At 73.8% G+C, this 25,984-nt stretch carries 26 protein-coding genes; 15 read left to right on the top strand and 11 right to left on the bottom strand.

What is annotated here, in order from left to right; translation table 11 throughout:
• Positions 1 to 7 precede the first annotated feature (7 nt).
• The 4 genes from VK501_RS03475 to VK501_RS03460 all read right to left on the bottom strand — a co-directional run bounded on the left by VK501_RS03475 (position 8) and on the right by VK501_RS03460 (position 4,739).
• Positions 8 to 1,438 carry a HAMP domain-containing sensor histidine kinase gene (locus VK501_RS03475; protein WP_324334677.1) on the bottom strand — a complete coding sequence of 477 codons (1,431 nt, stop codon included), beginning with the start codon at positions 1,436 to 1,438 and terminating at the stop codon, positions 8 to 10.
• A 3-nt stretch (positions 1,439 to 1,441) separates the two neighbouring features.
• Entirely contained in the window at positions 1,442 to 2,146 is a 705-nt protein-coding gene (locus tag VK501_RS03470; RefSeq protein WP_324334675.1) for a response regulator transcription factor, read from the bottom strand.
• A 133-nt stretch (positions 2,147 to 2,279) separates the two neighbouring features.
• The gene (locus tag VK501_RS03465) at positions 2,280 to 2,972 is read right to left on the bottom strand and encodes a hypothetical protein (protein ID WP_324334673.1); all 693 of its coding nucleotides are present in this window, start codon (positions 2,970 to 2,972) and stop codon (positions 2,280 to 2,282) included.
• 72 nt (positions 2,973 to 3,044) lie between these two features.
• Complete coding sequence (locus VK501_RS03460) at positions 3,045 to 4,739, bottom strand: cytochrome c biogenesis protein DipZ (protein ID WP_324334671.1); 1,695 nt, start codon at positions 4,737 to 4,739, stop codon at positions 3,045 to 3,047.
• Positions 4,740 to 4,853: 114 nt separating this feature from the next.
• On the opposite strand from VK501_RS03460, the gene VK501_RS03455 reads away from it, so the two are divergent.
• Both VK501_RS03455 and VK501_RS03450 read left to right on the top strand, forming a co-directional pair.
• Positions 4,854 to 6,569 carry a LuxR C-terminal-related transcriptional regulator gene (locus VK501_RS03455; RefSeq protein WP_324334669.1) on the top strand — a complete coding sequence of 572 codons (1,716 nt, stop codon included), beginning with the start codon at positions 4,854 to 4,856 and terminating at the stop codon, positions 6,567 to 6,569.
• Between the two features lie 86 nt (positions 6,570 to 6,655).
• Positions 6,656 to 7,006 (top strand): response regulator transcription factor, encoded by a 351-nt coding sequence (locus VK501_RS03450; RefSeq protein WP_324334665.1) that lies wholly within the window; start codon positions 6,656 to 6,658, stop codon positions 7,004 to 7,006.
• A 209-nt stretch (positions 7,007 to 7,215) separates the two neighbouring features.
• Here VK501_RS03450 and VK501_RS03445 read toward each other — a convergent pair whose 3' ends face one another.
• Together VK501_RS03445 and VK501_RS03440 are read right to left on the bottom strand one after the other, a co-directional pair.
• Positions 7,216 to 8,694: a flavin monoamine oxidase family protein gene (locus VK501_RS03445; protein ID WP_324334663.1), complete on the bottom strand. Its 1,479-nt coding sequence runs from the start codon at positions 8,692 to 8,694 to the stop codon at positions 7,216 to 7,218.
• A 23-nt stretch (positions 8,695 to 8,717) separates the two neighbouring features.
• Positions 8,718 to 9,506: a hypothetical protein gene (locus tag VK501_RS03440; RefSeq protein ID WP_324334661.1), complete on the bottom strand. Its 789-nt coding sequence runs from the start codon at positions 9,504 to 9,506 to the stop codon at positions 8,718 to 8,720.
• A gap of 102 nt (positions 9,507 to 9,608) precedes the next feature.
• On the opposite strand from VK501_RS03440, the gene VK501_RS03435 reads away from it, so the two are divergent.
• Genes VK501_RS03435 through VK501_RS03425 form a run of 3 tightly spaced genes read left to right on the top strand, consistent with a single transcriptional unit; the run spans position 9,609 to position 11,376 of the window.
• The gene (locus VK501_RS03435; RefSeq protein WP_324334659.1) at positions 9,609 to 10,397 is read left to right on the top strand and encodes a HipA family kinase; all 789 of its coding nucleotides are present in this window, start codon (positions 9,609 to 9,611) and stop codon (positions 10,395 to 10,397) included.
• Complete coding sequence (locus VK501_RS03430; protein ID WP_324334657.1) at positions 10,384 to 10,782, top strand: DUF3037 domain-containing protein; 399 nt, start codon at positions 10,384 to 10,386, stop codon at positions 10,780 to 10,782. The genes VK501_RS03435 and VK501_RS03430 overlap by 14 nt, the downstream gene beginning before the upstream one ends.
• Positions 10,783 to 10,785: 3 nt before the next feature.
• Positions 10,786 to 11,376, top strand: coding sequence for a YdeI/OmpD-associated family protein (locus tag VK501_RS03425; RefSeq protein ID WP_324334655.1), 591 nt, complete (start codon positions 10,786 to 10,788; stop codon positions 11,374 to 11,376).
• A 19-nt stretch (positions 11,377 to 11,395) separates the two neighbouring features.
• Here the strand turns inward: VK501_RS03425 and VK501_RS03420 are convergent, their stop codons facing one another.
• Both VK501_RS03420 and VK501_RS03415 read right to left on the bottom strand, forming a co-directional pair.
• A complete protein-coding gene (locus VK501_RS03420) occupies positions 11,396 to 12,784 on the bottom strand; it encodes an FAD-binding oxidoreductase (RefSeq protein ID WP_324334653.1) in 1,389 nt (462 codons plus the stop codon).
• A gap of 237 nt (positions 12,785 to 13,021) precedes the next feature.
• Positions 13,022 to 13,654: a TetR family transcriptional regulator gene (locus VK501_RS03415; RefSeq protein WP_324334652.1), complete on the bottom strand. Its 633-nt coding sequence runs from the start codon at positions 13,652 to 13,654 to the stop codon at positions 13,022 to 13,024.
• Positions 13,655 to 13,748: 94 nt separating this feature from the next.
• Between VK501_RS03415 and VK501_RS03410 the strand changes: the two genes are divergently transcribed.
• Complete coding sequence (locus VK501_RS03410; RefSeq protein ID WP_324334650.1) at positions 13,749 to 15,887, top strand: MMPL family transporter; 2,139 nt, start codon at positions 13,749 to 13,751, stop codon at positions 15,885 to 15,887.
• Here the strand turns inward: VK501_RS03410 and VK501_RS03405 are convergent.
• On the bottom strand, positions 15,884 to 17,293 hold the full coding sequence (locus VK501_RS03405; RefSeq protein ID WP_324334648.1) for a flavin-containing monooxygenase: 1,410 nt from the start codon (positions 17,291 to 17,293) through the stop codon (positions 15,884 to 15,886). The genes VK501_RS03410 and VK501_RS03405 overlap by 4 nt on opposite strands.
• 94 nt (positions 17,294 to 17,387) lie before the next feature.
• Here VK501_RS03405 and VK501_RS03400 point away from each other — a divergent pair, with 94 nt between their 5' ends.
• The 5 genes from VK501_RS03400 to VK501_RS03380 are packed head-to-tail and all read left to right on the top strand — an operon-like array spanning position 17,388 to position 21,964.
• Positions 17,388 to 18,893 (top strand): MFS transporter, encoded by a 1,506-nt coding sequence (locus VK501_RS03400; protein ID WP_324334646.1) that lies wholly within the window; start codon positions 17,388 to 17,390, stop codon positions 18,891 to 18,893.
• Positions 18,890 to 19,360 (top strand): MerR family transcriptional regulator, encoded by a 471-nt coding sequence (locus VK501_RS03395; protein ID WP_324334644.1) that lies wholly within the window; start codon positions 18,890 to 18,892, stop codon positions 19,358 to 19,360. Before VK501_RS03400 ends, VK501_RS03395 begins: the two co-directional genes overlap by 4 nt.
• 34 nt (positions 19,361 to 19,394) lie before the next feature.
• On the top strand, positions 19,395 to 20,183 hold the full coding sequence (locus tag VK501_RS03390) for a DUF427 domain-containing protein (protein ID WP_324334642.1): 789 nt from the start codon (positions 19,395 to 19,397) through the stop codon (positions 20,181 to 20,183).
• 45 nt (positions 20,184 to 20,228) lie between these two features.
• Entirely contained in the window at positions 20,229 to 21,398 is a 1,170-nt protein-coding gene (locus VK501_RS03385; protein WP_324334640.1) for a sensor histidine kinase, read from the top strand.
• Positions 21,395 to 21,964 (top strand): response regulator transcription factor, encoded by a 570-nt coding sequence (locus VK501_RS03380; RefSeq protein WP_324334638.1) that lies wholly within the window; start codon positions 21,395 to 21,397, stop codon positions 21,962 to 21,964. The genes VK501_RS03385 and VK501_RS03380 overlap by 4 nt, the downstream gene beginning before the upstream one ends.
• A 56-nt stretch (positions 21,965 to 22,020) precedes the next feature.
• On the opposite strand, the gene VK501_RS03375 is transcribed toward VK501_RS03380, so the two are convergent.
• Together VK501_RS03375 and VK501_RS03370 are read right to left on the bottom strand one after the other, a co-directional pair.
• Positions 22,021 to 22,686, bottom strand: coding sequence for a hypothetical protein (locus VK501_RS03375; protein ID WP_324334636.1), 666 nt, complete (start codon positions 22,684 to 22,686; stop codon positions 22,021 to 22,023).
• 61 nt (positions 22,687 to 22,747) lie between these two features.
• Positions 22,748 to 23,107, bottom strand: coding sequence for a TetR-like C-terminal domain-containing protein (locus tag VK501_RS03370; protein WP_324334634.1), 360 nt, complete (start codon positions 23,105 to 23,107; stop codon positions 22,748 to 22,750).
• Between the two features lie 107 nt (positions 23,108 to 23,214).
• Here VK501_RS03370 and VK501_RS03365 point away from each other — a divergent pair, with 107 nt between their 5' ends.
• The 4 genes from VK501_RS03365 (at position 23,215) to VK501_RS03350 (ending at position 25,954) form a co-directional block, all read left to right on the top strand.
• Positions 23,215 to 23,472, top strand: a complete 258-nt coding sequence (locus VK501_RS03365) for a hypothetical protein (protein ID WP_324334632.1) — start codon at positions 23,215 to 23,217, stop codon at positions 23,470 to 23,472.
• A 118-nt stretch (positions 23,473 to 23,590) separates the two neighbouring features.
• Positions 23,591 to 24,157: an RNA polymerase sigma factor gene (locus tag VK501_RS03360; protein ID WP_324334630.1), complete on the top strand. Its 567-nt coding sequence runs from the start codon at positions 23,591 to 23,593 to the stop codon at positions 24,155 to 24,157.
• Entirely contained in the window at positions 24,154 to 24,981 is an 828-nt protein-coding gene (locus VK501_RS03355; RefSeq protein ID WP_324334627.1) for a hypothetical protein, read from the top strand. Before VK501_RS03360 ends, VK501_RS03355 begins: the two co-directional genes overlap by 4 nt.
• A gap of 223 nt (positions 24,982 to 25,204) precedes the next feature.
• The gene (locus VK501_RS03350) at positions 25,205 to 25,954 is read left to right on the top strand and encodes a peptidase inhibitor family I36 protein (RefSeq protein WP_324334625.1); all 750 of its coding nucleotides are present in this window, start codon (positions 25,205 to 25,207) and stop codon (positions 25,952 to 25,954) included.
• Positions 25,955 to 25,984: the final 30 nt, after the last annotated feature.

Here is a 25,984-nt window from a genome sequence, read left to right as displayed (position 1 = left end):
GCTTCGCCTAGCTCGGCGCCGAGACCGATCCGTCGCGCGAGGCGGTCGGCGGCGGGGCGCCGGCGGGCAGCCGCACGACGAAGCGCGCGCCGCCGCCCGGAGCGTTGTCGGCATGCACCTCGCCGCCGTGGGCGGCCACGATCCCGGCGACGATCGCCAGGCCCAGGCCGGCGCCGGCCTTGCCGCGCTCGCGGCCGTGCTCGGCGCGCCAGAAGCGCTCGAACAGCGCGTCGTTCTCGTCGGTCGGCAGGCCGTGGCCGTAGTCGCGGACCTCGAGCACGGTCGTCGTGCCGTCGTGGCTGATCGCCACCTCCACGGGCGTCCCCGCCGGCGTGTGGACCAGCGCGTTGCGCAGCAGGTTGGCGAACACCTGGCGGAGCTGATGCGGGTCGCCGGCGACGACCGCGCGCCCCTCGGAGCGCAGATCGATCTCGCGGTCGGGCGCCGTGGCGCGCGCGTCGTCGACCGCGTCGCCGGCGAGCCGGACCACGTCGACGTCCTCGCGGATGACCTCGCGCACCTCGTCCAGGCGCGCGAGCGTCAGCAGGTCCTCGACGAGCACGCCCATGCGCGCCGCCTCGGACTCGATGCGCTCCATCGCCTTCTTGGTGTCCCCGGGCTGCCGCGCCGCGCCGATGCGAAACAGCTCGGCGTATCCGCGGATCGACGCGAGCGGCGTGCGCAGCTCGTGCGACGCGTCGGCCAGGAACCGGCGCAGCCGGTCCTCGGAGGCGCGCTGCTTGGCGAACGCCTCCTCCAGGCGGTCGAGCATGCGGTTCAGCGACAGGCCGAGGCGGCCGACCTCGGTGCGCGGCGTCGCCGTCTCGACGCGCCGCGAGAGGTCGCCCGCGGCGATCGCGCCCGCGGTGTCCCCCATCCGCTCCAGCGGTCGCAGGCCGATGCGCACGAGCCACCAGGCGCCCGCGCCGAGCACGGCGAGGATCGCGGCGATCACCAGCGCGGAGGTCCGCAGCAGGCGGCGCAGCGTGGCGTCGGTCTCGGTGAGCGGGACCGCGGCGACGGTCGAGCCGCCGCCCGGGCGGGCCTGCGCGAGGACGCGGTAGCGCGTGCCGTCGCCGGACTTGACCGTCGTGTACTGGCCGTCGTGCAGGCCGGACGGCAGCTTCGGGGCGGTGGCCGAGTAGCAGGCGCGGCACACCTTCTGGATGACCGTGCCGCCCGCGTCGCGCTCGAAGACCCACGTCCCGCCCGCCGGTCCGCCCCCGGGCATGTGGTCGGGCGGCCGGCCGTCGCCCTCGCGGCCGCCCGGGAGGAACGGCGCCGGCCGCGAGCCGCTCTGCACCGCCACCCGCGCCTGCTGGTCGACCCGGTCGTACAGGAACCTGCGCTGCTCGAGGTACGTCACGCCGGCCAGCAGGACGAACCCGATGGTGGCGAGGACCAGCAGCCCGATGACGAGGCGCGCGCGCAGCGACACGTATCAGGACCTCGGCGCGCGCAGCGCATACCCGACGCCGCGGGCGGTGTGGATCAGCGGCGCGCCGTGCCGGTCGATCTTCTTGCGCAGGTAGCTGATGTAGGTCTCGAGCACGCGGGCGTCGCCGCCGAAGTCGTAGTCCCAGACCTGGTCGAGGATCTGCGCGCGGGTGAGCACCCGGCGCGGGTTGAGCATGAGGTAGCGCAGGAGCCGGTACTCGGTCGCCGTGAGCTCGATGAGGTCGCCGCCGCGCGTGACCTCGCGCGTGTCCTCGTCGAGCTCGAGGTCCTCGAAGACGAGGCGGCTCGTCTCGGGCTGGGCGAGGCCGGCGCGCCGCAGGATCGTCCGGATGCGGGCGACCAGCTCCTCGAGGCTGAACGGCTTGGTGACGTAGTCGTCGCCGCCCATCGTGAGCCCGCGGACCTTGTCCTCGGTCGCGTCGCGGGCGGTGAGGAAGATGATCGGCACCTGGACGCGCTCGGCGCTCAGGCGGCGGGCGATCTCGAAGCCCTCCATGTCCGGGAGCATGACGTCGAGGACGAGGAGGTCCGGCTTGAAGGTCGTCACGGCCTCGAGCGCGCTGCGCCCGTCTCCGACCGCCTCGACGGTGAAGCCCTGGAAGCGCAGCGCCATCGAGATGACGTCGGCGATGTTGGGCTCGTCGTCGACGACGAGCACTCGGTGGCTCTCGGGCGTGGCGGTGGTCATCACACGCTCAGTATCGCCCTGGTTCCTGGGAGGTTCCTGGGAGAACCCCAGGAACCTCCTGCGAGCCGTGAGTGACGGCGGTGTGCCGGACGCCAGTAGGTCGCGCGGCGACGTTCGCCGGGAAATCCCGTTCCTAGCGCGAGTGGGCGTGGCGGCCCGCCGCGCGGGCGGGCTTGTCGCCGCGCTCGGGCGGCGTCCGGTTGACGAGGTCGTCGAGGTGGGCGTCGAGCTCCGTGAGCGCGTTGGTGCGCTGGTCGGCGGTCAGGCGTCCGGCGGCCACGTCGGCGTCGAGCTGCTTGGCGATCGCGTCCCTGATGGCGCTCTTGACGTCGGCGATCGGCTTGCCCTGGTCCTTGGCGACGTCGGCGATGCTCTTGCCGGCCTGGAGCTTGGTGCGCAGCTCGTCGGCCTTCAGGCCGAGCGCGGATGCGGCGGCGTCGAGCGCGCCGTTGAGGCCGTGGCCGAACCCGGGACCACCGGGGCCGCCCGGGCCGCCTGGCCCGCCGTGCCCGCCCGGCCCGGGACGGCCGGCGCCCGGCCCGCCCAGGACCCGGCCGTCCTTCGCGCGGTCGGCCTTGATCGCGTCGGCCTGCTTCTGGGTGATCTTGCCGTCCTTGACGGCCTGGTCGAGCTGGGCGTCCTCGGCGGCGCCGAGCGCGGAGCGCAGGGCCTCCGGCGTAACGTTCAGCCGCTTGGCGGCGTCGTCGAGGACCGACTGCTCGGCCTTCTTGGCGTCGTCGCCGCCGCCGGCGGCGATGGCGGCCCCTGCTCCTGCGCCGGCGGCCAGGACGGCGGCGGACACGATGATGTAGCGCTTGACCCTCATGGCCGCAGCATGCCTGGGGATGCTGAGGCGAACCTGAGAGCTGCCTGGGAGTGCCTGGTGGGTCGCGGCCCACTACCCGAAGGTGAACGCGTAGGCCGAGGTGCCCGGCGCCAGCGCGAGGTCCAGCCGATGGCGCCCGTTGCGCGGCAGCTCCGCGAGCGTGTAGAGGCGCTGGCGGTCGACGGTCACCGTACGCGAGCGGCGGCCGTCGACCGTGACGTCCACGCGGCCGCGGCGCCCGCCGGCCGGCGGGCTGAGCACGAGGTAGACGAAGCGCGCCTGCACCGACGCGGTGAGCGTGGCGTGCGAGACCGCGGTCGCCGCCTCGTCGCCGATGGCCCACGTGCCGCCGAGGGCGAACGCGTGGAGGGGCGGCGCGCCGGCGGGAGCGCGGTAGGTGCGGGTGCCCTTGGCCGGCGGGGTGCCGACGAAGCCCTGGGCGCGCGCGGCGCCGACGTAGGTCTCGGGCGTCGTCGCGGCGCTCACCGGCGTGACGTCGCGCGGCTTGGCGGGCGCCACGCCGACCGTGGCGCCGCGCTCGGCCAGCAGCGCGCGGATCGCGGCCTCCGACTCGGCGTACCGGCCCTCGCCGAAGTGCGTGTGGCGGACGTGGCCCGTCGCGTCGATCAGGTACTCGGCCGGCCAGTACTGGTTGCCCCACGCGTTCCAGGTCGCCAGGTCGTTGTCCTGCACGACGGGGTAGTCGATGCCGTTGGTCGAGATCGCCCGTGCGACGTTGCCCGCGTCGTGCTCGAAGCCGAACTCGGGCGCGTGGACGCCGACGATCGTCAGGCCCTCGTCGCGATAGCGCCGGTCCCACGCCTCGAGGTAGGGCAGCGTGCGCAGGCAGTTGATGCAGGTGTAGGTCCAGAAGTCGATCAAGACGACGCGCCCGCGCAGCGCCTTCAGCGAGAGCGGCCGGCCCCCAGGCGTGTTGAACCAGCGCTGCGTGCCGGTGAAGTCGGGGGCCGCCCCGAGGTCGGGGAGCTTGGCGTGCGGGTGCGCCGGGGCAGCGTGGGCGGCGGCGTCGAAGCGCGGGCGCCCACGCAGGCGGTCGAGCCGGTCCTGCACCGCATGGGAGCGCTCGATCCCGCCGGTCAGCGTCAGCGCCGAGGTGTGGCGCGCCAGCGCGGTCTCGAAGCGCAGGTCGAGGTTGGCGGCGAACACGATCGCGGTGATGATCATCACGGCGCCCAGCACGCGCTGGACGCGCAGGGCGCCGGCGCGGCGCAGCGGCTCCATCACGCGCCGGCCGCCGAGCGCGATGACCAGCAGCACGGCGGCCGAGCCGGCGACGTAGGCGATCGCGATCGCGACCGTGCGCCCCGTGGCCGCAGAGATCGAGACGACGGCGGCCAGCACCGGCCCGGCGCACGGCGCGTACACGAAGCCCAGCGCGCCGCCGACCACCAGGCCGGAGCCGAACCCGTCGCCGAGGCGCCGCGGACCGAGGCGGCTGAGGCCCGCCAGCGGGCGCTCCAGGCGCACGGCCAGCGGTGGCGCGAGCGCCGCGACGCCGGCGACGAGCAGGACGGCGATGCCGACGTGGCGCAGCGTCGTGTCGCCGAGGCCGAGGTGGCGCAGCAACTCCCCGCCGCCCACGATCGACACCGCGAACGTCGCCGACAGCCCGATCACCACGCCCAGCGGCCGCCGGCGCCCGCCCGCCGCACCGGCCGACAGCAGCGCGGGCAGCACCGGCAGGGCGCACGGGCTCAGCGCGGTGCCGGCGCCGACCACGGCGCTCAGCACGAGGAGGATCAGCACGCGTCGTCTATGGTCGTCGAGCCCATCAAAGCGCCCGCGGCGTCCGAGTGCGCCGGTGCCCGCCGTGGTGACAAGTCCCGCAGCGATGTCCCGCGCGGATAGGGTCGGCCGTTCATGGACGTCGCGCTCGCCAGCCCGGGCGACGCCGTCGCGCCCACGAAGCTCCACGTCCCGGCGCGCCGCGGCGCGCTCGTGTCGCGCGACGTGCTCGTCGATCGCCTCGTCGCCGCCCGCGACGCGCGGCTGGTGCTCGTCACGGGCGCGGGCGCCTCGGCGCTGCTGGCGCGGTGGCCCGATGCTCCGGCCGAGAATCGCGCCTTCGCCTGGCTCTCGCTCGATCCCGAGGATGCGGACCCCGTCCGCTTCTGGCGCTGCGCGATCGCGGCGCTGCGCACCGTGCACGCCGGGTTCGGGGCCCAGGCCGCCGCGCTGCTGCGGATCGGCGAGCCGGCGCTGGCGCCCGCCGTGCTGCCGCTGATCGCCGCCGAGGCCGCGACCCTGGAGCGCCCGGCGGTGCTCGTGCTCGACGGGTTCGGCACGCTCGGCGAGGCGCCGGAGGTGTCCGCGACGCTGGACCGCCTGCTGGTTCGCCTGCCGCCCACGCTGACCGTGGCGGTCGCCGCCGAGCAGGCGCCCGCGGCCTTGGAGGAGGTCGCGCGCCGGCGCGGCTCCCCCACGATCGTGGCCGGCGGCGCCCCCGCCCGCGCACGAGCCCGGACGCCCGACACCCCCGCCGCCGCGATCGCCGCCGCGCTGGCCGCCGGCGACCACGAGCGCGTCGCGACCGTCGTGGCCCAGCAGTGGGAGGCGACCCTGCACCGTGGCGAGCACGCCACGGTGGCCGGCTGGGTCGGCGCGCTGTCGGCCGCCGCAGCAGATGCCGAGCCGGGCCTCTGGCCCGTGCGCCTCTGGGCCGCGCTGGACGCCGGGCGCCCCGGCGAGGCCGAGCGCCTGCTGGCCACCGGCGAGGCCACGCTGCCGCGCGCGATCCGCGCCCGCGGGCTGCTGCTGCACGCCTTCGACGCCTTCCGCCGCGGGCACCTCGCCACGATGGCCCAGAGCCTCGACCGCGCGAGTGCCTTCGATCCGCAGGACGGCTTCTGGCACACCGCAGACGCGCAGCTCCGCGGCCTCGAGGCGTTCTGGCGCGGCCACCCGCGCGTCGCGCACCGCCACTTCGCCCGCGCCGCCGGGCTGGCCGAGATCCACGACGACCGCATCGCGCTGGCCTACGCGACGGGCTACCTCGCGCTCGTCGCCGCCGAGGGCTCGGACCGCGACGGCGCCCGCCGCCGCCTCGGCCGTCTCGAGGACCTGCGCGACGACGATCCCGCGGCCGGCGAGCACGCCGTCGCCTGCGCGGGCGCGCTGGCCGAGGGCCGGATGCTCGAGCTCGCGGGCGCGTGCGAGAGCGCCGTCGCGCCGCTGCAGCGCGCGCTCGCGCTGGCCGATCGCGGCGCCGGCCTGCACGAGCGCGCCGAGCCGCTGCTGCGCCTGGCGACCGTGCACCGCGCGTGCGGGCGGGCCGACGAGGCGGCCGACTGCGACGCGCGCGCCGCGCTGCTGCTCGCCGGCTGCGGCGATCACGGCCGCCTCGCCGGCCCCCTGGCCGCCGCGGCGCCGGCCGGCCTGCCGCGCGAGACGCTGAGCCCGAGCGAGCTCGCCGTGCTGCGCCTGCTGCCCACCGGCCTGTCGCAGCGCGAGATCGGCGCCGAGCTGTTCCTCTCGGTCAACACGGTCAAGACCCACTGCCGCAACATCTACATCAAGCTGCATGCTGGGTCGCGCGAGCAGGCGGTCGCGCGAGCCCGACACCAGGGGATGTTGTGAACTCACCGAACGGCGTACGGACAGCGGACGGCACGAGTGTGGATACCCGCACGTTGGAACCGGCCGTTGCAGGGCACGCTTGAGTCGTGCGCAAAAAGGTTCTCATCGTCGACGACCATCCGAGCTTCCGCTCGGCCGCCCGCCTGCTCCTGGAGCATGAGGGGTTCGACGTCGTCGGTGAAGCCGAGGACGGCGCCAGCGGCCTGGCCGCCAGCGCCGCGCTGGATCCCGACGTCGTGCTCCTCGACATCAACCTGCCCGACCTCGACGGCTTCGACGTCGCCTCGCGCATCTGCCTGGACCAGGCCGCGCCGAAGGTCGTGCTGACCTCCAGCCGCGATCCGCGCGAGTTCGGCCCCCTCGTCATGCGCAGCGGCGCCCAGGGCTTCATCCCCAAGGGCGAGCTGTCGGGCGCCCGCATCGACGCGCTGCTGTAGGGGGGTCGCCGGCCTGGGCGCCGGCATCGCGGAGCGTCCGTGGCGTTCCGCTCCGGCGCGCTCGCGCCGCGACGCGCCTTCGGGGGGCACTGACGAGAGCGAGCGCGGGCGCGAGGCGGGCTCGGTCGTCCGCAGGCGTCTCCGGGGAGGGGCCGGCGGCGCGCGTTCTCGTCGGTGATCCCGGACGACGTCCGCCGCGCCGCTCCCACTCAGAGCGCCGCCAGCACCTCCCGCGCCGCCCGCTCCCCCGAGCTGATCGCGCCGTCCATGTAGCCGTTCCAGTAGCCGGCGGTCTCGGTGCCCGCCCAGTGCACCGCGCCCACCGGCTCGATCAGCTTCGGCCCGAAGTCGACGAGCGTGCCGGGGCCGAGCACGGACGTCGGCCCGCCGCGGGTCCAGCGCTCCTCCACCCAGTCCTGCTCGAAGTAGTCGATCGGTGAGCGCGCCTTCGCGCCGAAGGCCGCGGCGAAGTCGTCGAGCACCGCGCGGCGCCGATCGTCGGCCGACCTCGTCTGCCACGTGCGCCACGAGCGCCCGCCCATGAAGCCCATCAGCACGCCGGGCCGGCCGTCGGGCGGTGTGTTGTCGAACATCGCCGGAACCGCGCCGTCGAGCTTCAGCGCCTGGCCGCTGAGGCCGTCGGCGCGCCAGAACGGCTCGGCGTAGATCGCCTCGCACTTGGCCAGCGTGCCGAGCACCATGCGGCGCCGGAGGCTGTCGTGCTCGGCGGGCAGCAGCGGGGCCCAGTCGATCTCGACGGCCAGCGGCGGCGGGATCGCCACGACCGCCCGCCGCGCCTGCCACGCCCGCCCGTCGGCGGTCGTCACGGTCACGGCGCCGCCGGCCTGCGCGATGCGCCGCACGGGCGCCTCGAGCACGACCCGGTCGCCGAGGTCGGCCGCCATGATCAGCGAGAGCCGCTGCGTGCCGCCGACCAGCCGGCTGTCCTGCGCGGCGCCCTTGCTGCCGATGCCGCGCTCCAGCGTGCCGGGCGTGTCGGCGTCACCGTAGCCCGCGATCGTGGCCAGCATGAACAGCATCGACACGTCGGCGGCGCGGCTGCCCAGCGCGGGCGACAGGAACAGGTTGACGAGCTGCAGCACCCGCGCGCTGTTGACGGTGTTGGCGCGGATCCAGCTCTCGGCCGTCTCGCCGTCGAGCTTCTCGGCGTCCGGCGCGGTCCACGGCGCGTCGACCGGCACCTTGGCCGCCATCGCGTCCAGGCGCGTGAGGAGCAGCGCGAGGTCGGGCAGCGCGAGCGGATCGGGCGGGATGTCGCCGGAGTAGCGCGTGGCGCGGCCGTCGGCCACGTAGACGTTCTGCCCCGGCCCGTAGCCGGGATAGGTGCCGACGCCGAGCTCGGCGGCGAGCGCGAGCACGCGGTTCTGCGTCGGGCCGACGTACTGGCCGCCGGCCTCCGTCACCTCGCCGCCGCCGAGGTCGTGGTTCAGCGTCCGGCCGCCGACGCGGTCGCGCGCCTCCAGCACCACGACCGAGCGGCCGGCGCGCACGAGGTTGCGGGCGGTCGTCAGCCCGGCGAGCCCCGCGCCGACCACCACCACGTCGACCGCCGTCGGGGCTTCTGCGACGGCCGCAGACGCGCTGCGTCCGCCGCCGAGCAGCAGCCCGGCGCCTCCTGCCGCCCCGGCGCCCAGCACGCCGCGGCGGGTCAACCTGCCCTTTTGCACGTCGCCTCCCGTATCGCTCGGTCTCAGGTCCTGCCAACCGCAACGCGGCGCCGGCGCGAAACATGCGCCCAGGCCTCGTAGCCCACGAGCACGATCGCCGGCGGCACGGTCGCCGGGAGCGTGTCGACGACCAGGAAGAGCTGATCCCACGCGTAGGAGACGACCAGCATCGCGACCGCGGCGGCGACCTGGTTGCGCCGCTGCACCGCGAGGATCCCGCCGAGCACGGCCGCCGCGAAGAAGTCGCCGTAGCCCAGGCTCGCGAAGCCGAAGCTCGCCGACTGCAGCTGCGGCAGCCCCGCACCGGGCGCCGCCGCCACCAGCACGGCGTTGGGCGCCTGCAGCTCGTTGCCGAAGACGAGGATCGAGTCCACGCTCGCCATCGCGACGAGGCCGAGCTTCAGCAGGGTCAGCGGCGCCGCCCCCGCGAGCAGCCGCCCGAGCGTCACGCACGAGCCGACGATCAGGGCGGTCGTCGCCAGCTGCCCGACCTTGGTGTCCTGGTCGGCCCAGGCCAGCGCCAGCAGCGGGACCGCCAGCGGCGCCAGCCACCACCGTGCGCCGTGCATCGCCCAGCCCAGCGCCAGCGCGCAGCCGGGCGGGATCAGCAGCAGCGCGACCCACGTCAGGACGTCCGCGCTCTGGGGGAACGCGTTGATCGCCACGATGACGACGGCGATCGAGAGCGGCAGCACCAGCGCCCACCAGCCACCGCGAAACCGGCGCAGGAAGTAGGGCACGCCCGCCGCCGGCAGCGCGACGCAGAGCGCCTGCGCCACCGTCAGCACCAGGTTGTCGAACCCGAACCACACCGGAGAGCGACCGTACCGGGCGGCGGTGGCCGGCGAAGCGCGCGGGCGAAGCCGGGACGGTGTCCACTCGCCGACCAGCCCAGCCGCTAGCGTCCCGCCGCGATGCCCTCCGCCGCCACGGCCGATCTGCGCACCGTGCACGCCACGCGCTACGTCCTGCCCCTGCGGGAGGGCGGGTCGATGCCCGGGCTCGTCGAGGCCGACGACGACGGCCTGTACGTCGTCAAGTTCCGCGGCGCCGGCCAGGGGCTGAAGGCGCTCATCGCCGAGGTGATCGTCGGCGAGCTGGCCCGCGCGCTGGACCTCGCCGTGCCCGAGATCGTGCTCATCGACGTCGACCCGCTGCTCGCGGCGGCCGAGCCCGACCCCGAGATCCAGGAGCTCGTCGAGGCCAGCGGGGGCAGCAACGCCGCGCTCGACTTCCTGCCCGGCTCGCTGCCGTTCTCGCCCGCCGCGCCGGTCGGCGTGACGCCCGAGCTCGCCGCCGACGTCGTCTGGCTCGACGCGCTGAGCGCCAACGTCGACCGCACGCCGCGCAACCCCAACATGTTGGTGTGGCACGGGCGCCTGTGGCTCATCGACCACGGCGCGGCGCTGTACCGCCATCACGGGCCGTCGTGGCCCCAGGGCGCCGCGACCGCCGGCTTCCCGCTGATCGCCGACCACGTGCTGCTGCCGTTCGCCGGCTCGATCCTCGACGCCGACGCGCGCCTGGCCCCCAAGCTCGACGACGACACCGTGCAGCGGATCGTCGGGTCGGTGCCCGACGACTGGCTCGGCGACGATCCCTCCACCGCGCGCCGCGCCTACGCCGAGCACCTGACCGAGCGCCTGCGCGCGCCGCGCGCGTTCGCCGCCGAGGCCGAGGAGCTGCGCCGTGCCGCCGCCTGACGCCTTCCAGTACGCGATCTGGCGCGTCGTGCCTGACGTCGAGCGCGGTGAGGCGGTCAACGCCGGCGTCGTGGTGTTCTGCCGGCGCCGCTCCTTCCTCGCCGCGCGCATCGAGCTCGACGAAGCGCGCCTGCGCGCGCTGGCGCCCCAGCTCGACATCGACGCGGTCCGCCGCCATCTCGACGGCCTCGTGCGCGTCGCCGCCGGCGATCCCGAGGCCGGGGCGATCGCCGCGCTGCCGCAGTCCGAGCGCTTCGGGTGGCTGACGGCCGCGTCGAGCACGATCGTCCAGCCCTCGGCGATCCACACCGGTCTGTCCGACGATCCGGACGGCCTGCTCGACCGCCTGTTCACGCGCCTGGTGGCGGCGCCCCGAGCGCGGTAGCCGATGGCCGCCCCGGACGTCCCCGACGACCTCCCGGTCCTGCGCTTCGCCGACACCGCCGCGTTCGAGGCCTGGATGGAGGCCGAGCACGGCAGCGCGCGCGGGCTCTGGCTCATGATCGCCAAGAAGGGCACGGGCGTCGCGTCCGTCACGGCCGCCGAGGCGCTGGACGTCGTGCTCTGCTGCGGCTGGATCGACGGCCAGCGCCGGGCGCTGGACGAGACGCACTTCCTGCAGCGCTACACCCCGCGGCGCCGGCGCAGCCCGTGGTCGAAGATCAACCGCGACAAGGTGGAGGCGCTGATCGCCGCGGGCCGCATGCGCCCCGCGGGCCACGCCGAGATCGAGCGCGCGAAGGCCGACGGCCGCTGGGACGCGGCCTACGCCGGGCAGCGCGTGGCGGTGGTCCCCGACGACCTGCAGCGGGCGCTGGACGCCGACGCCCCGGCGGCGGCGTTCTTCGCCACCCTGGACAGCCGCAACCGCTACGCGATCCTCTACCGCGTCAACGAGGCCAAGCGGTCAGAGACGCGGGTGCGGCGCATCGCCACGTTCGTGGCGATGTGCCGCGAGGGGCGCAAGGTCCACCCCTAGCTCCCGCGCTCGCCACCGGCTACCGCGTCGCCGGCGCGATCGCGTGGTTGGCGTGGATGATGTCGTACGGGTCGTACTGGGCCTTGACGGCCTGCAGCGCGGCGAACGCGTCGGTGCTGAACGCCGTGCTCGTGTCGGTGGCGCCCTCGGCGAAGTTGAGGTAGGGCCGCAAGGCCTTCCACGGCGCCAGCGCCGCCATGACCTGCGACAGCCGCGGCGGGATCGCGGCGCCCATCTCGGGCGTCATCGGCGTGCCGACCGCGAACAGGACGTAGGAGGCCTCGAGGCGACCGCACGCGCCCGCGCCGGCCGGGATGCGCGACAGCGCCCCGCCGAGGTGGCGCAGCTCGACCGCCAGCAGCGGCGACCCGGAGCCGTGGCCGGCGACGGCGACGAGCTGGTCGATCGCCTCGGCCGGCAGCTCCTCGAGCATCTGGTGGTCGCCCATGCCGGGGACCGGGTGCTCGGGATCCATGTGCAGGTGGCTGAGCGCGACGGGCGGCGCCATGGCGAACAGGTCGATCTCCGGCTGCAGCGCGCGCAGCGGGGCCAGGACCTCGTCGGCGTAGGCGTTGGAGCCCAGGACCGCGCCGTCGATCACCACGAACTGGCGGCCGCGGACCATCTCGGGGATGTCCGGCAGCGGCGGCACCTGGAGGATGCGGGCGGACGTCGTGACCGACTCGGGCGCGTCCAGCGTCCACTCGCGCCAGGCGTGCAGGACCTCGCTCGCGCGCTCCCACGGCCACAGCATCGCGCCGGCGTAGAGGTCGGGCACCACGATGAGCTGGAGCTCCATGGCGGTGATGACCGCGGCGCTGCCGGTGCCGCCGCGCAGCGCCCAGAACAGCTCGGGGTGCTGCTCGTGGTCGCAGGTCAGCTGCTCGCCGTCGGCCGTGACGACCTCGATCGAGGTGATGGTGTTGCAGCACAGGCCGAAGGCGCGGGCCATCCACCCGATGCCGCCGCCGAGGCAGTAGCCGACGAGCCCGACGTCGGGCGACGAGCCGGCCAGCGCCGCGAGGCCGAGCGCCGACGCCGGGCCGGTGAGGTCGCCGCACAGCGCGCCGGCCTCGACGCGGGCGAGGCGACGGTCGGCGTCGATCCGCACGCCGCGCATCAGCTTGGTGTTGAGCAGGATGCTGTCCTGCAGGCTGCTGCGCGCCTGGCCGTTGTGGCCCGTGCCCTGCGGGGCGACGCGCAGGCCGGCCTCACGGGCGAAGCGCACGACCGCGCTGACGTCGTCGGCGGTCCGCGGCACGGCGACGAACGCCGGCTGCTGGTCGACGAGCAGGTTCCACGCCTGACGGGCGTCGTCGTACCCGGCGTCGCCGGGCGCATGGATGTCGCCGGTGAACTGCCGGCGGAGGGTGTCCAGCTCGACGGCGGGACGGGCGGTGAAGATCACGGTGGGCCTCGTGGGGAGTCAGGGAGAGGAGTCGCTGCGCATCCTCTCCTCGCCCGCCCGACCGCGCATCAGGGATGTCCCCCGTCCGCCCATGCGGCTGCCTCTAGGAGACTGTGTCGCTATCGCGACTGGGGACCCACCTCCGGCGGCGACGGCTGGCCGTCGTGGGCCTCGGCCTCGCTGGCCGCCTACGGCACCCCTTAGTGCGGTCTCCCGCACCCCCGCCGCCGGGCCCGCTCAAGACGTGCGCGCCCCCGCGCGGCGCTCCTGCAGGGCGGCGATCCCGCCGTCCAGGAAGGCGAAGGCCTCGTCGAGCTGGGCCACGCCCTCGTCGCCGAAGGGCTTGGCGTGCTTCTCGGCGGGGTCGAGGGGCTGGATGGCCTTCAGGGCGGCGAGCGCCGCGGCGGCCACGAGGCGCGGGCGGAGGTCGTGGTCCTCGTCGCCGAGGTCGGCCGCGACCGCCGCGCGGATCAGCTCCTCGACCCGCCCGAGCAGGTGGCTCTCGTGGGAGGCCAGCGACTCGTTCTCGCGCACGAGCCGCTGGCGGATCTCCTGGTGCGGGTCGAGCGCGCCGTCGCCGCCCTCGGAGAACATCTCGAAGATCCAGGTGCGCAGCGCGTCGAACGTCGTGACGCCCTCCGCGCGCTCGCGCAGGGCGCCGGCGAGGCTGTCGAAGGTCGCGTCGAAGTCGCAGAAGACGACGTCCTCCTTGGACGGGAAGTACCCGAAGAACGTGCGCGGGGCGATGTCGGCGGCGGCGGCGATGTCGGCGACCGTGGTGGCCTGGAAGCCGCGCTCGGCGAACAGCCGGAACGCGGCGTCCTCGATGGTGCGCCGCGTCTGCTCCTTCTTGCGCTCGCGAAGACCCATTGCGCCGCTCAGTCTACCCGCCGTTCGTGACAACTGCATCCAGCGCAATTCTGCATTCGTTGCAATCTTGCGCTGACTGTGCCATCTTCGCCGAATGCGCCGCCTCGCCGCCTTCTCCCACGACCGCCGCCGACTGATCGCCACCCTCTGGGTCGCCCTGATCGTCGCCGCCGGTGCCCTCGCGGGCGCCGCCGGCTCGGGCTACATCAACAACTTCACGCTGCCGGGCACCGAGTCCCAGCGCGCCCTGGACCTCCTCAAGGACCGCTTCCCCCAGCAGTCCGGCGACTCCAGCCAGATCGTCTTCCACGTCGACCGCGGTCGTCTCGACAGCGCCGCCAACCGCGCGCACGTCGACCGCGTGGTCACGAGCGTCACCAAGCTCCCGAGCGTCGCGGGCGCAACCGCGCCGTCGGCCGCCAAGGGCTCGATCAGCCGCGACGGGCGCACCGCCTACGCCACGCTGCTCTTCGACCGGCAGGCCGTCGACCTCGACAAGACCGACGTCCAGCGCGTGATCGACACGGCGCAGAAGGGCGCTGGCCACGGCCTGCAGGTCGAGCTCGGCGGCCAGGCCATCCAGCGCTCCCAGCAGGCCGCGACCGGCGCGGGCGAGCTCATCGGCGTCGGCGTCGCCGTGATCGTCCTGATCCTCGTCCTCGGCTCGCTGACCGCGATGGCGATGCCGCTGATCTCCGCGTTCGCCGCGATCGCCGCGGCGATGGGCCTCGTCTACGCCGCGACGGGCTCCTTCGCGATCGCCGACTTCGCGCCGACGCTGGCGGTGATGATCGCGCTCGGGGTCGGGATCGACTACGCCCTGCTGATCATCAGCCGCTTCCGGACCGAGCGCGCCGAGGGCGCCGACGTCCGCGAGGCCACGCTGACGGCCATGGACACGGCCGGCCGCTCGGTGATGTTCGCCGGCACCACCGTGGTCATCGCCCTGCTCGGCATGCTCCTGCTGGGCGTCTCGTTCCTCAACGGCCCGGCCGTCGCGTCGGCCGCCGCGGTGGCGCTGACGATGCTGAGCTCCCTGACGCTCCTGCCCGCGCTGCTCGGCTTCTTCGGCCGCCGCGTGACGGTTCCCAGCGTCGCGTCGGTCGAGGGCGAGCCTCGCGGCTGGGCCCGCTGGAGCCGCATCGTCGAGCGGCGCCCCGGTGCCTTCGCGGCCGGCGCGCTCGTCGTGCTGCTGCTCGTCGCCTCGCCCGTCACCGGCATGCGCCTGGGCTCGGGCGACGCCGGCAACGACGGCCCGTCCCATACCACGCGCAAGGCCTATGACCTGCTGTCGGCCGGCTTCGGCCCCGGGTTCAACGGCCCGCTGCTGCTCGCCGCCGACGTCGACGGCGCGTCCGGCCGCACCCAGCTCACCCGGCTCGAGGGCACGCTGAAGTCCACGCCGGGCGTCGCGGCCGTCAGCGCGCCGGCGTTCAACCAGCAGGGCGACGCCGCGACGCTCACCGTGATCGGAGCGAGCAAGCCGCAGGACGCGGCGACCAAGGACCTGCTGACCAACCTCCGCGACGACGTGGTGCCGCGGATCGCCCAGCCCGGCTCCGGGTTGAACGTCAGCATCGGCGGCTCCACGGCGTCGACGGTGGACTTCGGCGACGTGCTGTCGTCCAAGCTGCCGCTGTTCATCGGGGTGGTGATCGGCCTGTCGCTGCTGCTGCTGGCGGTCGTCTTCCGCTCGCTGCTGATCCCCGCCAAGGCCGCCGTGCTGAACCTGCTGAGCATCGGCGCCGCTCTCGGCGTCATCACGTTCATCTTCCAGGACGGTCACCTCGCCTCGCTGATCGGCGTGGAGACGACCAGCCCGATCGAGCCGTTCCTCCCGGTGATGCTGTTCGCCATCATCTTCGGGTTGTCCATGGACTACGAGGTCTTCCTCGTCACCCGCATGCACGAGGAGTGGGAGCACACCAAGGACGCGGCCTTCGCCGTGCGTCACGGACTGGCGCTGACCGGGAAGGTCGTCATGGCCGCGGCCATCATCATGATCTCGGTCTTCGGCTCGTTCATCCTGGGCGACGACCGCACGATCAAGCTGTTCGGCGTCGGCCTCGCGTCCGCGGTGCTCTTCGACGCCTTCGTGATCCGGCTGATCCTCGTGCCCGCCCTCATGCACCTGTTCGGGCGCGCGAGCTGGTGGATGCCGAGGGGCCTGGACCGGCGCCTGCCCCGCCTGTCGATCGAGGGGCCGCAGACCGTGTCGCCCCAGGAGAGCTAGGAGACTGTGTCGCTATCGCGACTGGGGGACCCACCTCCGGCGGCGACGGCCGGCCGTCGTGGGCCTCGGCCTCGCCGGCCGCCTACGGCACCCCCAGCGGCGCGCTCGGCGCCCGCCTCGCGCTCCTTGCGCAGCGCCCGCATGTAGTCGTCGTAGTCCACCTGGATGGTGTGGCGCTTGGACGCCACGTACCGACGGCGCGTGCGGGCGCGCTCGCGGCGGATCGCGCGCCGCATGTCCGCGGCGGGCGGCAGCGCGTGCCGGCCCTGGAGGTGGTCGGCGATCAGCTCGGACTGGCGCTCGGCGATCGGCATGATCGCGCCAAGCGGCTGGATCAGCCCGACGAAGTAGAGCCCCTCGACGTCGGGGTGGAACATGTGGCGGTAGAGCGGCACCTCGTTGTCGGGCGCGGCCAGCAGCTCGGGATCCAGGAACGGGAACGAGATCCGGTAGCCGGTGCAGTAGACCACCAGGTCGGCGTGGACCGAGCTGCCGTCGGTGAACCGCACCTGGTCGCCCTCCAGCGCGGCGATGTTCGGCTTGGGCACGATCGCGCCGTGGGCCAGCCGGTCGAGGATGCGCCCGGAGATCGTCGGGTGCGCCTGGGCGAACTTGTGGTCGGGCCGCGGCAGGCCGTAGGTCTCCATCGAGCCGACCGACAGGCGCAGCATCAGCCGGACGATCGGGAAGCGGACCCAGCTCGGCAGCCACTCGGCGCCGCCGATCTGGTCGATCGGACGGCCGAACAGGTACTTGGGGATCACGTGCGCGCCGCGGCGCGCGGCCAGATAGGTGTGGCTCGCGGTGTACGACGCGTCGACCGCGATGTCCATGGCCGAGTTGCCCATGCCGAGCACGACCACGTCGCGGCCCGCCAGCTGGTCCTCGGTCCGGTAGTGATGGGCGTGCAGCTGCTCGCCGGCGAACGTGTCGTGGCCGGGGAACGGCGGCTCGGGCGGGCGCGGGTCCCAGTGGTGGCCGTTGGCGACGGCGACCGCGCCGTAGGCGATCGTCTCGCCCGTCGAGATCCGCACGTCCCAGGCCCCGTCGTCGCGGCGCGCGACGTGCTCCACGCCGGTGCCGAAGCGGATGGCGTCGCGGAACCCGAAGTGGTCGACGTAGGCGTCGAAGTACGTCGCGATCTGGGTGTGGTGCGGGAAGTCGGGATAGGACTTCGGCATCGGGAAGTCCGAGTACTCCATCCGCTCGCGCGACGTGTTGATGTGCAACGAGCGGTAGGACGACGACATCCCGTTGACGTTGCCGAAGACCCAGTTGCCGCCGACGCGGTCGGAGACCTCGTAGACGTCGAAGGGGATGCCCCGGGCGTGCAGCACCTTGGCGGTGGCGATCCCGCTCGAGCCGGCGCCGATGACGCAGACCCGGGACGGCGCGCGATCGCTCATGGCTCGACGCTACGGCCTCAGCGGTCCCGCGGCAACCGTCCTCGCGCGAACCTGACGTTCACGTAAGGAATAAGTTCGGGTACCATCGAACGAGATGCCTGCCGCTCCCACCCCCACCACCACCCGACGCCGCCGCCTCGGCGTCGACGCCGACCACGAGCACTACAAGTGGTGGGCGCTCAGCTGCACGAGCCTGGGGATGCTGCTGGCGACGGTGAACTCCGGCACGCTGGTCATCGCCCTGCCCGACCTCGAGAAGGCGCTCGGCGTCAGCCTCCTCACGCTGGTCTGGGTGATCCTCGCGTTCATGATCGCCTCGACGGTGCTCGTGCTCACCTTCGGCCGGCTCAGCGACCTCTTCGGGCGCAAGCGCGCGTTCGTCGCGGGCTTCGCGGTCTTCACGCTCGCCTCGCTCGGCGCGGGCTTCGCCACCGGCGGCACCGACCTGATCCTGTGGCGCATCGTCCAGGGCATCGGCGGCGCGCTGCTGTTCGCCAACGCGTCGGCCCTCGTGACCGACGCGTTCCCGCGCGAGCAGCTCGGGGTCGCGATGGGCACCAACGTGATGGTCGCCGGCATCGGCCTCGTCCTCGGCCCGGTCCTCGGCGGCGCGCTGGTCCAGATCTCCTGGCACTGGGTCTTCTGGTTCAACGTGCCGCTCGGCCTGGCCGGGACGCTCTGGGCCGGGCTGGTCCTCCAGGAGCTGGTCCGCCCCGAGCTCGATCGCCGCTTCGACTGGTGGGGCACGGTCACGTTCGTGCTCGGGCTCACGGGGCTCACGCTCGGCATCTCGCGGGGCGGGATCGTCGGCTGGAACGACGCGCTGACGATCGGCTCGCTGATCGCGGCCGTGATCCTGCTGCCCGCGTTCGTGGCGATCGAGCGCCGCGCCGCCGCGCCGATGCTCGACCTCTCGCTCTTCGCCGACCGCGGGTTCGCCGCCGCCACGGGCGCCGCGTTCCTCTCGGGCCTGTCGCGCTTCGCCCTGACCTTCGTGTTCGTCCTGTACTTCCAGGGCGCGCTCGGCGACGACCCGATCCTCGCCGGCGTCAAGCTCGCGCCGCTGGCGCTGGGCATGCTCGTGTCCTCGCCGCTGGCCGGCGCCTACGCCGACCGCCACGGCGCGCGAACGCTGGCCGCCGCCGGCCTGATCGTCTCGGCGGTCGGCATGGCCGGCATGACCACGCTGGGCACCGGCACGTCGTACTGGTGGTCGGCGCTGTGGCTGCTGGTCGCCGGCCTCGGCTCGGGCATGTTCAACTCGCCGAACACCGCCGCGATGATGGGCTCGGTGCCGGTGCACCGTCGCGGGATCGCGGGCGGCACGCGCATGATGCTGCAGAACACCGGCTCGGTCCTGTCGATCGCGTTCGTGCTGGCGATCATCACCGCGGCGGTGCCGACCAAGGTGCTGCTGTCGATCTTCTCCGGCGTCTCGTCGGGCATCTCGGACGCCGCGCTGCAGCCGTTCATCCACAACATGCACCTGGCGCTGTGGGTGCTCACCGCGACCTCGGTCGCCGGCGCGGCCGTGTCGCTGCTGCGCCCGAAGGCCGTGGGCAGCGCCCGGGCGCAAGCCGGCGAGGCGGTGGCTGCATGAGCCCCGGCCCGACCACCGCGCCCGCGCCCGTGCCCGTGCCCGCCGGGCTGCGCATCGGCGAGGTCGCCCGCCTGGTCGACACCACGCCGCGGACCATCCGCTACTACGAGGAGATCGGGCTGCTGCCCGCCGGCGGCGACCGCGAGGCCGGCCGCCATCGCCTCTACGCGCCCGAGGACGTCGACCGCCTGCGCGACGCGCTGCGGCTCCGGACGCTGCTGGGCGTCAGCCTCGACGAGCTCAAGGAGCTGCTCGAGGCCGAGGAGGCCCGCGGCGCGCTGCGCGACGAGTGGCGCCACGGCAATCCGGACAGCGGGCGGCGCCGCGAGATCCTCGACCAGGCGCTCGGCCACGTCGAGCACCAGCTCGAGCTGCTGGCCGGCCGCCGCGCCGAGATCGCCCGCCTGGAACGCGAGCTGGGCGAGAAGCGCGACCAGATCCGCGCGAGGATCACCGAGCAGCCCTGACCCCGACCGCGTCGCGGGGGCTACTGTCGAGGGCATGAGCCTCACGCACGCGCCCGGTCCGCTGTCGGGCAAGCCCGCCCCGACGAACTACGCGCTCGACGGGCCGAAGCACAAGCTGCTGCTGACCCCGCTGCCGCGCCGCGTGCGCGCCGAGCTCGGCGGCGAGACCGTCATCGACACCGAGAACGCGCAGCTGCTGCACGAGACCGGCCTGCCGCCGCGGCTCTACGTGCCGCTGGCCGACGTCCGCGCTGGCGCGCTGTCGCGCACCGCGCTGACCACGCACTGCCCGTTCAAGGGCGACGCGAGCTACCGCACCGTCACGGTCGGCGACGGCGTCGCCGAGGACGCGCTGTGGGTCTACGACGAGCCCCTCGCGCCCGCCGCGTGGCTGGCGGGCCTCGCCGGCGTCTACCTCGATCGCTTCGACCGCTGGTACGACGAGGACGAGGAGGTCACCGCCTTCCCCGACCCCTATCACCGCGTCGACATCCGGCGCACGAGCCGCCACGTCGAGGTCCGCGCCCGCGGCGAGCTCGTGGCGACCTCCGACCGCGCGCTGCTGCTGAGCGAGACCAGCCTGGACAACCGCTTCTACCTTCCGCGCGAGGACGTCTCGGCCGGGCTGCACGGCCCGACCGACACGTCGTCGTTCTGCCCGTACAAGGGCACCGCGTCCTACTGGACGCTGGAGCTGGCCGACGGGACCGAGCTGGCCGACGCCGCCTGGAGCTACGAGGCGCCGTTTGCCGAGTGCAGCCCGATCGCCGGTCACGTCTCCTTCTGGGGCGACGACGTCGAGATCTCTGTGACGACTATGTGAATCCGTTCATGCGCGCTTCAGGTGCGCGTGAAAGGTTCGACCCCGATGACCGGCCGGCGACGCGAGCTCAGCACCTTGCGCACCCTGCGTCAGCACCGCTGGTTCGCCCTCCTGTCGATGACGCGGGTGGTCGGCGCGCTGCTGGCGGTCGCGCTCCTGCTGGTCCACCGCGTCACCCACGACGACCCGCTGCTGGCGGTCATCACCGCGCTCTGGACGCCGATCAGCCTGCTGGCGCTGCGGCAGACCGAGGACGCGGAGTGGGCGCCCGCGGTGTGGGCCCTCGACGCGCTTGCGGCGCTCGGCCTCGTCCTCGCCGGCGGCGACTGGCGCAGCCCGTTCTACGTCTTCGCCCTCACCACCCTCATCCTCCCGGCGACCGCGCTGCCGTGGCGCACGGCCGTCGCGTGGGGACTGGGCTTCTCAGGGCTCTACGGGGTCGTGGCGCTGCTCACCCAGAAGCTGCCCGTCGACACGCTGACCAACACCATCAGGTTGGAGACGCTGGCGACGCACCTGTTCGTGCCGGTCGTCGTCACCACGACGCTGGCGTACTCCAGCGTCCTGCTCGAGCGCCTGCGCGCCGCGCGCGGCCAGTCCGAGCGCCTCGCGCTGCAGTCCGAGCGCCAGCGCATCGCCTGGGAGCTGCACGACTCCGCCAAGCAGCGCGTGCACGCCGCCCACCTCATGGTCAGCGCGCTGGACCCGCGGGGATTCGACCACCAAGGCCACGACCTGCTCGGCGGCGCGCTGTCGGAGCTGCGCGCCGCGACCGCCGACATGGAGACCAGCGTCGCCGAGCTGCGCACGCCGCTGGACGGCCGCCCGGTCGACGAGCTGCTGCGCGAGCGCGCCGCCGAGCTGACGCTGTCGGGCCTCGCCCGCATCGACGTGCTCGGCCGCCTGCCGCTGCTGCCGCCGCTCGTCGCCGCTCACGCCTACCGCATCGCCGCCGAGGCGCTGACCAACGCCGTGCGCCACGCCGCCTGCACGAAGATCACCGTCACGCTGGGCGACGCGCCCGAGGGCGCGCGCCTGGAGATCGCCGACGACGGCGTCGGCATGCCGCCGGGCGACCGGCCCAGCGGCCACGGCCTGCGCTCCATGCACGGCCGCGCCGAGACCATCGGCGCCCAACTGCACATCGGTCCCGGACCCGGAGGGCGCGGAACGTCCGTCGCCCTCGCTCTCCCCCACCCCGGAGGTACCCCATGATCCGCCTGCTCATCGTCGACGACCACCCGGCCATGCGCGCCGGCCTCACCGCCGTGCTGCGCGCCGAGCCGGGCATCATCCCGCTGGCCACGGCCTCGTCTGAGCTCGACCTCGAGCCGACGCTGCACCGCACCAAGCCCGACGTCGTCCTGCTCGACTACCACCTGCCCGGCGCCGACGGCCTCAAGCTGTGCCGCCGCCTCAAGCGCGAGGTCCCGGCGCCCGCGGTGCTGCTCTACTCGGCCTACGCCGACAGCTCGATGGTCGTCCCCGCGATCCTCGCCGGCGCCGACGGGCTGCTCAACAAGAGCGCTCCTGCGCCCGAGCTGTACGACGCGCTGCGCGCCGTGGCCCGCGGCGACCGCGTGCTGCCGCCGGTGCCGCGCGAGCTGATGGAGGCCGCGGGGCAGGCGGTCGACTCGTCCGACCTGCCGATCCTGGCGATGGTGGTCGACGGCACCCCGATCAGCGAGGTGGCCGAGGCCCTGCGCATCCCGGTCCGCGACGTGTCGCGCCGGCTCGACGGCATGATCGAGCGCCTGCGCGTGGAGATCGCGGCGGTGTAGGTGTTGGCCTGTTCGACGCCGCGGCACCGGGCCCAACAGGCCCACCGGGCCCGCGCCTACGGCGCGCAGCCGTACACCACGCGCAGGCGCGAGCGGAGCGTCGTCACGCGGGCGTCGAGGCGCGCCACGCGCTCGCGGCGGCCGGCCGTGCGGCGCTGCGCGAGCGCCTTCCGCGCGGCCGTGAGGTCGCGGCGCGCCCGGGCGAGCGCGGTCCGGTTGGTGCTGCAGACCGTGCGGGTGACCGTGACCGAGGAGGGATCGCCCACCTCCACGCCGCCCGGGCAGAGGTAGGTCGCGCACTCGCGATAGGGCTGCCACCAGTAGGTGCCGGGCTCGGGCGGCAGCAGGCCGTTCTCGGCGTCGTCGGGCGCCGCCGTGCACATGCCGAGCCTGCCCTCCACGAGGATCGCGTCGCGCGTCTCCACGCGGTTGACGGCCAGCAGCCGGCGGTCGGCGCCGACCTCGCCGCTGCGCGCCAGGACCACGTGGTAGCCCTCGGCCGGCTGCGTGATCACGTCGTCGTAGGAGAACTGATGGTAGGTCGGGCAGGTGAACTCCACCGCGACGCCGTGCGTGGCGTCGGCCACCGTCGCGCCCGACGCCGGGCCGCGCGTCTCGGTTGGCAGGTCGTCGCGCCGCGCGCCCGCGACGCCCGGCAGCCCACCGAGCAGCACGACGACCAGCGTCGCGACGATCGCCCGCGGGACCCTTCTCCGACCCACCACCCGGCCGAGCCTATCCGGGATCGGCGCAGCCCCGCCAGGATCGTCGAACGCCGAGCGTTCAGCGTTCGAGCGAGGCGCAGACCAGCGCGGCGACCGCGCCGGGCGGCGGGGTCGGCGCGGTGTCGGTCAGCAGCGGCCAGGCCAGCGGCCCCACGAGCATCGCGCGGACGAACTCTGGATCGGCCTCCGCGCCGGGCTCCGAGAGCTCGCCGCGGCGCCGGGCGCGCATGAGGATCGCCCCGACGCGCTCGCGATCGAGGCCGCTCCAGGCGTCGTGCAGGCGATGGGCGAGCCCGGCGTCGAGCCCGCTGAGGCGGTCGACGACCAGCAGCGCCAGCGCCTCCAGATCGCCGTGCAGTGACCCCGTGTCGCACAACTCACGCGGGTCGGACGTCAGGAACGGGCGCGTGCCAATCATGAGGAACGCTACCGTACCTAAAGTCGCACGCGGTGTCGACACGTCTTCGCCCGGCGTGTTCGCGCTCGTGGCGCGCGACCGGCCGGCCAGCGGCTACCGTCACGGGCGTGCGCTCCGTCGTGGACTTCTACCGTGCCCGGCCGCTGGTCGGGGTCCTCGTGTTCTGCGTCGGCCTCGCCATCGCCGTCGCGACCGTCAGCCTGCAGAAGGGCGACGGGATCATCCTCCCGGTCGCGTTCACGGCGCTGATGGGGATCGTGGTCGGCAGCGTCGTCGGCCTCGGGTCGCGCAACCGCCGGCGCCGCGAGGCCGAGGAGTCCTTCGACTTCGACGAGGGCGACTTCGAGCCCGAGGCGAAGGCGTAGATGCAGTCAGGGGCGGCGGTGCGGTCGTCGCCTGAGCGTTAGGGGCTTCACGGTCGTTCGAGGCCCCCCTCACGACGACCCTGTTACAGCCGCCGGCTCTCTCGCCACTCTATGAGCGATGGCCGAGTCCTCCCTCACGCGCTCCAAGCAGGAACCGCGGGCGTTCGGTGACTTCTATCGCGAGCAGGCCGTCGCCATCACGCGATATCTCGCCCGTCGCGTCCTCGACGCCGAGGTGGCGCTCGACCTGACCGCTGAGACCTTCGCCCAGGCCTACGCCGGGCGGCGCACGTTTCGCGGCCACACCGATGCCGAAGCGCGTGCGTGGCTGTACACGATCGCCCAGCGGCAGCTGGCCGGCTACCTGCAGCGCGGCTACGCGGATCGCGCCGCGCTCGCGCGCCTGGGCCTGGAGCGCCCTGCCGCGGAACCTGAGGAGCTCCAGCGCGTCGAAGAGCTCGGCGACATGGCAGACCTCCGTGCGCTGCTGGCCCAGCAGATGGACGACCTGCCCCAGGGCTACCGCGACGCCGTGCGCCTGCGCGTCGTCGAGGAGTTGCCCTACCCCGAGGTGGCGCAGCGCCTGGCCATCACCGAACCAGCCGCTCGCATGCGCGTGTCGCGGGCGCTGGGCCACCTACGCACGGCCCTGACGCCCGAGATCTCCGCGGAGGGAATCTCATGAACCAGCTCGACCGCTTTCCGTCACTGCAGACCTTCGGCGAGCAGCTCGACGAGCTCGCCGAACGCGACGCGCACCGCTGGATGCGCCCGAACCCCGCGCGCCGGTTGGCGCGGCTCTGGCCCGGCTCGCGGCCCCACGTGCACCTGGCTGCTCGTCTTGCCCTCTCGCTCGGCGCGATCGCGGCCGTGGCCGGTGGCACCTATGCCGTTCCCGTCACGCGCGCCGCCGTCGACGACGTCTACGGCACCCTGTCGAGCTGGATCTCGGGAGACGAGGCCGCCGCACCGGGCCGCCCCGTCTCTGCCGGCGAGGACGTGCCCTCATGGGTGTCTGCCGAGGACGGCGAGAAGCGCGTCCTCGCGCAGGCGGGCGGCGAGAAGCTCGTCGCCATCCGCCAAGGCGACAAGCTCACCCTCGCGCTCGCCGGATTCGGTGAGACCGACACCATCGACGGCTGGCGCCGCCGGCTGTCCGGCCAGCGCATCGATCTCGTGGGGCCCGGGCGCTTCCTCCCCAACGGGCGACACGACCTCCGACCGCTCTTCGGGCTGGTCTCGAGCACCGTCACCCGCATCCGGTTCAACTACGCCGACGACGGCCCACCGGTCACGGCAGATCGCCTCACGGGAGCCTTCGGCATCGTCATCGAGACCAACCGGCGCCCGAGCTCACTGACCGGCTACGACCAGGCGGGGAACCTCGTCGCGCGCTTCGACTTCACCGCAGACCCGCAGGATCTCGTCCCCGGCAAGGCCGGCCAGGCGCTCGGGGACTTCCGCTACTGCCCCGACGCCGCCCACGCCTGTCCGCCCTGGCCGAGGTAGCCCACCTCGGCCCCCGCGAACGCGGCTAGTCCAGGCGGCGGCGAAACGACGAGGCCGCTTTAATCGCTTAAGCGTTCGCTAGCACTTCAAAACTGGTGCAGTTACAGTAGTCCTATTGTCTGCGTGTCCGGACGCCCGTAGGTTCGCCGGGCCGACCAGGGATGGCATCCGTGGCGGTCCGCGCTCGGGAGGACCCCGAGCATCTGAAGGGAAGGGATGGCAGATGAGAAAGCAGCTGTTGTCTGCTTTGGCCGCGATCGCTGTCGTGACCGCCATGGCGTCCACCGCCAGCGCTTCGGCATGTCAGGGCCTCTCGTGTCCGGGAGTTCTCCCGGACAACTCGGCAGCGCAGAATGTGCTCTTGCCGACCGTGCCCAACGCTGAGGCTCTGGCCAATATCCGAACCAGCGGCTACTACGCCTACAACACCCCCGGAAGCGACGGCCAACGGGCCGTCGCCTACGTGGTTGCTCCGGGGGAATGGGCCACGGCCCCCGCGGAGGTCAAGCAGCTTCCACTGGCCGACGACCTGATCCCTGTCGAGAGGGCGAGCAAGTGGATGGTCATCTTTGGCCCAGACGCCATGATGAGCGGACCTTGGGCACCCCAGCCGACCGCGGCGGCGGCGCGCAAGACGAAGCACCATGGCGCCACGGCGTATGCCGCGGCAGCGTCTGACTGCGTGTCTCCCTGGTTCTGCGTCTTCACCGACGGGAGCTTCGGGGGCAACAAGTGCCAGTGGCAGTCCACCTCGGTGTGGCAGTCGCTGGGGAGCTGCAACCAGTTGGCCTCGTCCATGGTCAATCGGCGCTCGGCTTGGTCGCTGCTCAAGCGCAACGACGGCAGCAACTACTGCGCGGTCCCCGGCACGCAGGACGCATCGCTGTCCAGCAACGGGTTCAACGACAACACCTACGAGACCTACAACAGCACGTCGACGAGCAAGTTGTCGGCCTGGAACTGCGCCAACTAGCGCAGCGCGCTACCCCGCGCTCACGCCGGG

Origin of the sequence: Baekduia sp. (assembly GCF_035318805.1) — a bacterium.
In the GTDB taxonomy this organism is placed as follows: domain Bacteria; phylum Actinomycetota; class Thermoleophilia; order Solirubrobacterales; family Solirubrobacteraceae; genus Baekduia.
The sequence above is the reverse complement of the archived record's forward strand: the minus strand, read 5'-3'. Positions and strand labels throughout refer to the sequence as shown.